The following is a 7,275-nucleotide window of genomic DNA, read 5'->3' as shown; positions in this document are numbered from 1 at the left end:
TGGCGAAGTACTTCGCCACGTCGTTGGCGATGGAGAAGGTGGTGAGCGCGCCGCGGGTCATCAGCAGCTGCTTGCCGATGCCGACGATCTCGATGAGCTTGGTCGGGTCACTGTCGAGGTCGACCATGTTGCCGGCCTCGCGGGCCGCCACCGTGCCGGTGTTCATGGCGACGCCGACATCGGCCTGGGCCAGCGCCGGCGCGTCGTTGGTGCCGTCGCCGCACATCGCCACGAGCTTGCCCTCGGCCTGCTCGCGCCGGATCAGCGCCAGCTTGTCCTCCGGCGTGGCCTGGGCGAGGAAGTCGTCTACGCCGGCCTCCGCCGCGATGGCCGCGGCGGTGACGGGGTTGTCGCCGGTGATCATCACCGTGCGGATGCCCATCCGGCGCAGCTCGGCGAAGCGCTCGCGGATGCCGCCCTTCACGATGTCCTTCAGGGCGATGACGCCGAGCAGGCGGCCGTCCTTCGCCACGGCGAGGGGCGTGCCGCCGGCCCTGGCGATCTCCTCGGCGATGGCCCGGATCTCGCCCACCGCCTCGGTCTCGGCGGCGGGATGGTACGCCAGGGCGGCGCCGGACCCCCGCGTCGCCGTCGGCTGGCCGGAGACCGAGGCGATCACGGCCTCGACCGCGCCCTTGCGGATTGCGCTGCCCTCCAGATCCACGCCCGACATGCGCGACTGCGCGGTGAAGGGCACGAAGGTGGCGTTCAGCCCGGCCATGTCGCGGGCGCGCAGGCCGACCTTCTCCTTGGCGAGCACGACGATGGAGCGGCCCTCCGGCGTCTCGTCGGCGAGCGAGGCGAGTTGCGCCGCGTCGGCCAGCTCCGGCTCGGAGACGCCGCGGACGGGCCGGAACTCCGTCGCCTGCCGGTTGCCGAGTGTGATCGTGCCGGTCTTGTCGAGCAGCAGCGTGTCGACGTCGCCCGCCGCCTCGACGGCGCGGCCGGACATCGCGAGCACGTTGAAGCGCACCAGCCGGTCCATGCCGGCGATGCCGATGGCGGAGAGCAGCGCGCCGATGGTGGTCGGGATCAGCGTGACGAAGAGCGCCACCAGCACGATGACGGGGATCGATCCGCCCGCATAGGCCGCGAAGCTCGGGATCGAGGCCACCGCGAAGACGAAGATGATGGTCAGCCCCGCGAGCAGGATGTTGAGCGCGATCTCATTGGGCGTCTTCTGCCGCGACGCGCCCTCGACGAGGCGGATCATGCGGTCGACGAAGGTCGCGCCGGCGGCCGCCGTGATGCGGACCTTGATCGCGTCGGAGAGCACCTGCGTGCCGCCGGTCACCGCCGAGCGGTCGCCGCCGGACTCGCGGATGACGGGGGCGGACTCGCCGGTGATGGCGGCCTCGTTGACGGAGGCGACGCCCTCGATCACCTCGCCGTCGGAGGGAATCAGGTCGCCGGCCTCGACCAGCACCACGTCGCCGACCTTGAGCGCGGTTCCGGGCACGGTCTCGTAGCCGGGTCCGCCGCCGGTGAGGCGCTTGGCCGTCATCTCGGTGCGGGTGCGCCGGAGCGCGTCGGCCTGGGCCTTGCCGCGTCCCTCGGCGAGCGCCTCGGCGAAGTTCGCGAACAGCAGGGTGAACCAGAGCCACAGGACGATCTGGCCGGAGAAGAACAGGTCGGGCCCGCCCGCGGCGAGGTCGCGGACGAAGAGCCCGGTGGTGAGCGCCGCCACCACCTCGACCACGAACATGACCGGGTTGCGGATCATGGCCCGCGGGTCGAGCTTGGCGAGCGCGCCGCGGAGCGCCGGCCCGATCAGGGCAGCGCTGAACAGGGATTTTTTCTCACGGGACATGGGTCGGTGCGTCCGGAAAGGGAGCGGGAGGCCCGGCGCGGCCGGGTCATCGGAGGTTTCTTGGGCCGGTCAGGGCGCCGTCGTCCCGGCGGCCAGGGCGAAGGCCGCCAGCAGGGCGAGGGCGCCGAGCAGGGCCACGAAGAGGAGCGCCAGCACGAGGTCGGAGACGCGGACCGGCCGGAGCGGGCCGCCATGCGCCCGATGCCGGGGCAGGCGGCGCGGCGCCGGCCGGGCGCGCGGCAGGCGCCGGGCGGAGAGGGCGCGCGGCATGCTCAGCCCCCCGCCGGAAACGTCTGCCCGGCCGCACCGGCGAGGTGCTCGACGATGGGGCCGAGGGCGAGCGAGGGGAGGAAGGTCAGGCCGCCGACGATCAGGATCACGCCGACGAGCAGGCCCACGAACAGGCCGCCGTGGGTCGGGAAGGTGCCGGCGGAGGCGGGCAGCGTCTTCTTGGCGGCGAGGGAACCGGCGATGGCCAGGGCCGGGATGATGACGAAGAAGCGGCCGACCAGCATGCCGACGGCGAGCAGGCTGTTGTAGAACGGCGTGTTTCCGGAGAGCCCGGCGAAGGCCGAGCCGTTGTTGGCCGCCGCCCAGCGGGCCGACATGTAGAGCGTGTCGTCGAGCAGCGGGTCGGCGGTGCCGACCGTGAACAGGGCGGGCGGCAGGCCCTTCAGGTCGGCGTAGAGCGGCGACACGTCGGGCCGGCGCCGGTCGATGCCCTCGCGGACGTAGCCGTCGGCGAAGCGCTTCAGGTCGGTGGTGTTGATGACGAGCCGCTCGTTGCCCCAGAGCCGCACGCTCGGAGTCAGGCCAAGATCGAAGAAGCCGGCATTGAGGTTGGCGCCGCGGAAGGCGCGGGGCAGGCCGTGGCGGTCGCGCAGGCGCAGCAGCGTCATCACCGCGAGGTGGGCGCCGACGGATTCGCCGCCGATGGTCAGGGCGTGAACCCCGAGTTCCGCCTTGCCGGGGCCGGCGAGCCAGAGGGCCGCGGCCTCGCAATCCTCGAGGGCGGCCGGATAGGGATGCTCCGGCGCCAGCCGGTACTCCACCGAGAGGCAGACGAAGCCGCAGGTGTCGGCGATGCGCTCAAGCCAGGGATCCTGCTCGTCCGCCGCGCCCCAGACCCAGCCGCCGCGGTGGATGTGGAGGTAGGCGCCCCGGGCCTTGCCCTGCGGACGGATGACGCGGAGGGCGAGCGGGCCGCCCGGTCCGTCGATGGTCAGGATCTCGGCGCGCGGGCTGCGCGGCATCGCGGGGGATGCCTGCGTCCCCGCCCGGCGCCGCGCCCGCACCTCCTCAATGGGCAGCGACCAGGGATCGGCCTGTGCGGCGTGGGCTGCCACGATCTCGGCGTTGAGCGCCTTCGTCTCGGCATCGATGGTTGCCGGGTCGAACAGAGCGTGATCGATCATGGCCTTCGTCAAGTCGCGCGGGGTGGAGGCATGGGGCCGGCAGGGCCAGATTCGGCCTGCCATCTTGAGCGGAACGTTCGAGGATGCCATCTGGCTGCTACCCCGAACGCGTTGATTGAAGCGATCACCCCGCGGTTTGGCATGAGTGTGGCGGTGAAGCAACGCCGTTGCGGGGTTGCCACGAAGTCTTGAGGATCAGGCGAGGATACCGACCGAATGATCGGCGATCACGAGACCCGGCGTCGCCCTCCCCTCGATTCCGGCGCCTACCCGGCCGATCCGCGCGCGGCCGCCCCGCGCCGCCGCTCCGGCCTCAACCGATTCCTCGGCGGCTCGCCCGCCGCGGTGTTCGTGAAGCTGCTGTTCCTGTCGGTGCTGGTCGGCTCGGTGATGGCGATGCTCGGCCTGACGCCGGGCCTGCTGTTCTGGCACCTCTACGATCTCACCCGCTCGCTGATCGACCTCGGGCTCGACACCTTCCACGATTTCGGCCGGTGGATCCTCGCCGGCGCGGTGGTGGTTGTGCCGATCTGGTTCATCGCGCGCCTGATGACAGTGTCGCGGGAGCGCTGACGCGCCGCCGCTCGTTCCGTGTCGAGAACGTCGCCGCCTCGGCGAGAGCCCGTGCGACACAGCAACAGCTTAGAACCGTTCCGATTGCCTAGCCCTCGCGAACGGTTCTAAGAGACGTCAAGAGAAGCAAGAAACCGCATCGAGGCGCGTCGTGCAGACCAATTTCGCTCCCGAGCAGCTCGCCGACCCCGCCATGGCGGCCTCGGAGAAGATCCTGCGCACCTGCGTCCATTGCGGGTTCTGCACCGCGACCTGCCCGACCTACCTCCTGCTCGGCGACGAGCTTGATTCACCGCGCGGGCGCATCTACCTGATCAAGGATATGCTGGAGGGCGGCAAGCCGGCGAGCCGCGAGGTGGTGAAGCACGTCGATCGCTGCCTCTCCTGCCTGTCCTGCATGACGACCTGCCCGTCGGGGGTGCATTACATGCACCTCGTCGATCACGCCCGCACCCATATCGAGAAGACCTACCGGCGCCCGCTCTCCGACCGCGCCCTGCGCGCGGTGCTGGCCCTGGTCCTGCCCTACCCGAACCGGTTCCGGCTGGCGCTGCTCGCGGCCAAGCTCGGGGCGCCGTTCCGGCCGCTCGTCGCCCGGCTGCCGCGGGTCGGCAACCGGCTCGCGGCGATGCTCGACCTCGCCCCCGCGCAGCTGCCGAACCGCAACCGGACCGACCGGCCCGGCACCTTTCCCGCCGATCCCTCGGCGCAGGAGATCAGCGCCCTCTTCCAGACCGGCGAGGACAGGGGACCGGCCCCCCGCCGCGGCCGGGTCGCGCTGCTGCGCGGCTGCGCCCAGAGCGTGCTGCGGCCGGACTTCAACGAGGCGGCGATCCGCCTGCTCAACCGCCACGGCGTCGAGGTGGTCCAGCCCAAGGGCGAGGGCTGCTGCGGCGCGCTGACCCACCATATGGGCCGGGAGGATTCCGCCCACGGCCACGCCCGGCGCACCATCGATGCCTGGATCGCCGAGATGGACGGGCCCGGCCTCGACGCGATCGTCGTCACCGCATCCGGCTGCGGCACGACGATCAAGGATTACGGCTTCATGTTCCGCGACGACCCCGCCTATGCCGAGAAGGCGGCGCGGGTCTCGGCGATCGCGAAGGACGTGACCGAGTACATGGCCGAGATCGGCCTGCTGCCGCCGGTGGAGGATACCGACCTCGTGGTGGCCTACCATTCCGCCTGCTCGATGCAGCACGGGCAGGCGATCCGCACCGAGCCGAAGACTCTCCTGAAGAAGGCCGGCTTCACGGTGAAGGACGTGCCCGAGGGCCATATCTGCTGCGGCTCGGCCGGCACCTACAACATCCTCCAGCCGGAGATCGCCGCCCGCCTGCGCGACCGCAAGGTGGCCAATATCGAGCGGATCAGGCCCGACCTGATCGCCACCGGCAATATCGGCTGCGCCACCCAGATCGGGAAGGGCACCGACATCCCGATCCTGCATACCGTCGAGCTGCTCGATTGGGCGACCGGCGGGCCGCGGCCGGAGGCGCTGGCGAATCTGCCGGAGCGGCCGGCGGCTGCGCGAGTGCTGGCTTAAGGTCAAGATTGATTTTCCCGCTATGCACAATTGAAGGCCGCGCCTTCCTTGACCTCGCTGCAGGTGCGAATTAGGCCCGCAACCAGTGTCGGCCCGAGATCGTTTGCAGCTTCATGACAGAGAACCCCCCAGAGCCGCCCGTCGTCCTCCTCGTCGAAGATGACGGCCTGCTGCTGATGGAAGCGTCCGATACGCTGGCGGAGGCAGGGTTCAACGTCCTCGAAGCGCACCACGCCGACAAGGCCCTCGACGTGCTTCAGGATCGCCCCGACGTGGAGATCCTGATGACCGACGTCGACATGCCGATGGGCTCGATGGACGGCTTCGCCCTGGCCCGCGTCGTGGCCCACCGCTGGCCGGAAATCCCGGTGCTGATCGTCTCCGGCATGGGCACCCCGGGCCCCGGCGACATGCCGGAGGGGGCCCGCTTCATTCCGAAGCCCTACGCGCCGACCATGCTGGTGCGAACCCTCAAGGCCTGCCTCAAGCGCGCCGCCTGACCCGCGCTCCCAGACGTTTCGCGCATGGCCGATGCGCGCGAGGACCAATCACGGGTTCCGTCGCGGATCGTTTCGCGGCAGAAGGCGCGTGAGACCGGTGCGCCGCCCCCGCGCCCCGACAGACCGATCGATTCAGGTCCCGCCATGACCGCCGAGCCAAAGACCCTCCGCCTCGCCACGCAGGCGGTCCATGCGGGCGCCGCGCCCGATCCCGCCACAGGCGCGCGGGCGCAGCCGATCTACTTCACCAACGGCTTCGTGTTCGATTCCACCGAGCAGGCGGCCGACATCTTCGCGATGCGCAAGACCGGCTTCTCCTACTCGCGCGGCTCGAACCCGACGGTCGCCGCGCTGGAGCGTCGCATCGCCGCGCTGGAGGGCGCCAAGGCGGCGGTGGCCGTCTCCTCCGGGCAGTCGGCGGTGCTGCTCGTGATGATGACGCTGATGCGGACGGGCGACGCCTACGTCGCCTCGCCGCGCCTGTTCGGCGGCTCGCTCGGCCTGATGCGCCGGCTCGAAGGCCGCTACGACCTGACGCCGCACTTCGCCGCCGACCTGACGCCGGAGGCGTTCGAGGCGGCGATCACGCCGCAGACCAAGGCGATCATCTGCGAGTCGATCGTCAACCCCTGCGCCACGGTGATGGATCTCGAGGGTATCTCGGCGGTCGCCAAGCGCCACGGCCTGCCGCTCGTGATCGACAACACCCTGGCCTCGCCCGCCCTGATCCGCCCGATCGAGTACGGCGCCGACATCGTCGTCCACTCGACCTCGAAGTTCCTCGGCGGCTCGGGGCAGGTGATCGGCGGCATGATCTGCGACGCCGGCACCTTCGACTGGAAGGCGCAAGGGTCGCGCTACAACCTCATCAACGAGCCCTGGCCGGACTATGACGGCCTGATCGTCAGCGACCGCTTCCCCGAGATCAGCTTCGCCGTCGCCTGCCGCCTGTTCGGCCTGCGCGACCTCGGCCCCGGCCTCTCGCCGATGAACGCCTTCCTCACGCTCACCGGCATCGAGACGCTGCCGCTGCGGATGGAGCGCCACTGCGCCAACGCCAAGGCCGTGGCCGCCTACCTGAAGGACCATCCGGCGGTCGAATGGGTGAGCTACCCGGCCCTGCCCGGTCAGAAGGGCGAGGCTCTGGCCAACCGCTACGTGCCGCAGGGGCCGGGCTCGATCTTCACCTTCGCGCTCAAGGGCGGCGAGCCGGCCGCCCTGCGCTTCATCGCGGGCCTGGAGCTGATCTCGCACCTCGTGAATATCGGCGAGATCAAATCGCTGGCGATCCACCCGGCGACCACGACCCACCGCCAGCTCCGGCCCGAGGAGCGGGCGGCGGCCTGCGTCGGTCCCGAGACGGTGCGCCTCTCGATCGGCCTGGAGGATCCGGAGGATCTGATCGCCGATATCGAGCAGGCGCTCGCC

7 protein-coding genes are annotated in these 7,275 nt (G+C 70.7%); 4 read left to right on the top strand and 3 right to left on the bottom strand.

The features are described from left to right. The 3 genes from kdpB to MFF42_RS26385 form a co-directional block, all read right to left on the bottom strand. A partial coding sequence (kdpB, locus tag MFF42_RS15240) for a potassium-transporting ATPase subunit KdpB (RefSeq protein WP_238256495.1) occupies window positions 1-1,810 on the bottom strand: 1,810 nt, incomplete at its 3' end. 69 nt (window positions 1,811-1,879) lie between these two features. After that, the gene (locus tag MFF42_RS15235) at window positions 1,880-2,080 is read right to left on the bottom strand and encodes a hypothetical protein (protein WP_238256494.1); all 201 of its coding nucleotides are present in this window, start codon (window positions 2,078-2,080) and stop codon (window positions 1,880-1,882) included. 2 nt (window positions 2,081-2,082) lie between these two features. Next, window positions 2,083-3,063, bottom strand: a complete 981-nt coding sequence (locus MFF42_RS26385; protein ID WP_283206886.1) for an alpha/beta hydrolase fold domain-containing protein — start codon at window positions 3,061-3,063, stop codon at window positions 2,083-2,085. A 378-nt stretch (window positions 3,064-3,441) separates the two neighbouring features. On the opposite strand from MFF42_RS26385, the gene MFF42_RS15220 reads away from it, so the two are divergent. The 4 genes from MFF42_RS15220 to MFF42_RS15205 form a co-directional block, all read left to right on the top strand. After that, entirely contained in the window at window positions 3,442-3,798 is a 357-nt protein-coding gene (locus MFF42_RS15220; protein WP_238256493.1) for a DUF6460 domain-containing protein, read from the top strand. 151 nt (window positions 3,799-3,949) lie between these two features. Next, window positions 3,950-5,347 carry a heterodisulfide reductase-related iron-sulfur binding cluster gene (locus tag MFF42_RS15215; RefSeq protein ID WP_238256492.1) on the top strand — a complete coding sequence of 466 codons (1,398 nt, stop codon included), beginning with the start codon at window positions 3,950-3,952 and terminating at the stop codon, window positions 5,345-5,347. Between the two features lie 113 nt (window positions 5,348-5,460). After that, the gene (locus MFF42_RS15210) at window positions 5,461-5,847 is read left to right on the top strand and encodes a response regulator (protein WP_238256491.1); all 387 of its coding nucleotides are present in this window, start codon (window positions 5,461-5,463) and stop codon (window positions 5,845-5,847) included. A 144-nt stretch (window positions 5,848-5,991) separates the two neighbouring features. Further along, window positions 5,992-7,275, top strand: a 1,284-nt coding sequence (locus tag MFF42_RS15205; protein ID WP_238256490.1) for an O-acetylhomoserine aminocarboxypropyltransferase/cysteine synthase family protein, incomplete at its 3' end; no start/stop codon positions are given.

Source organism: Methylorubrum podarium (assembly GCF_022179745.1).
Lineage (GTDB): Bacteria > Pseudomonadota > Alphaproteobacteria > Rhizobiales > Beijerinckiaceae > Methylobacterium > Methylobacterium podarium.
Note: the sequence above shows the minus strand (reverse complement) of the source record. Positions and strands in the feature narration are given on the sequence as shown.

What these genes read in the sequence shown, in the direction of transcription:
- MFF42_RS26385 (WP_283206886.1), bottom strand. Translation starts at nt 3,063, where the DNA reads ATGCCGCGCAGCCCGCGCGCCGAGATCCTGACCATCGACGGACCGGGC.
- MFF42_RS15210 (WP_238256491.1), top strand. Translation starts at nt 5,461, where the DNA reads ATGACAGAGAACCCCCCAGAGCCGCCCGTCGTCCTCCTCGTCGAAGAT.
- MFF42_RS15220 (WP_238256493.1), top strand. Translation starts at nt 3,442, where the DNA reads ATGATCGGCGATCACGAGACCCGGCGTCGCCCTCCCCTCGATTCCGGC.
- MFF42_RS15235 (WP_238256494.1), bottom strand. Translation starts at nt 2,080, where the DNA reads ATGCCGCGCGCCCTCTCCGCCCGGCGCCTGCCGCGCGCCCGGCCGGCG.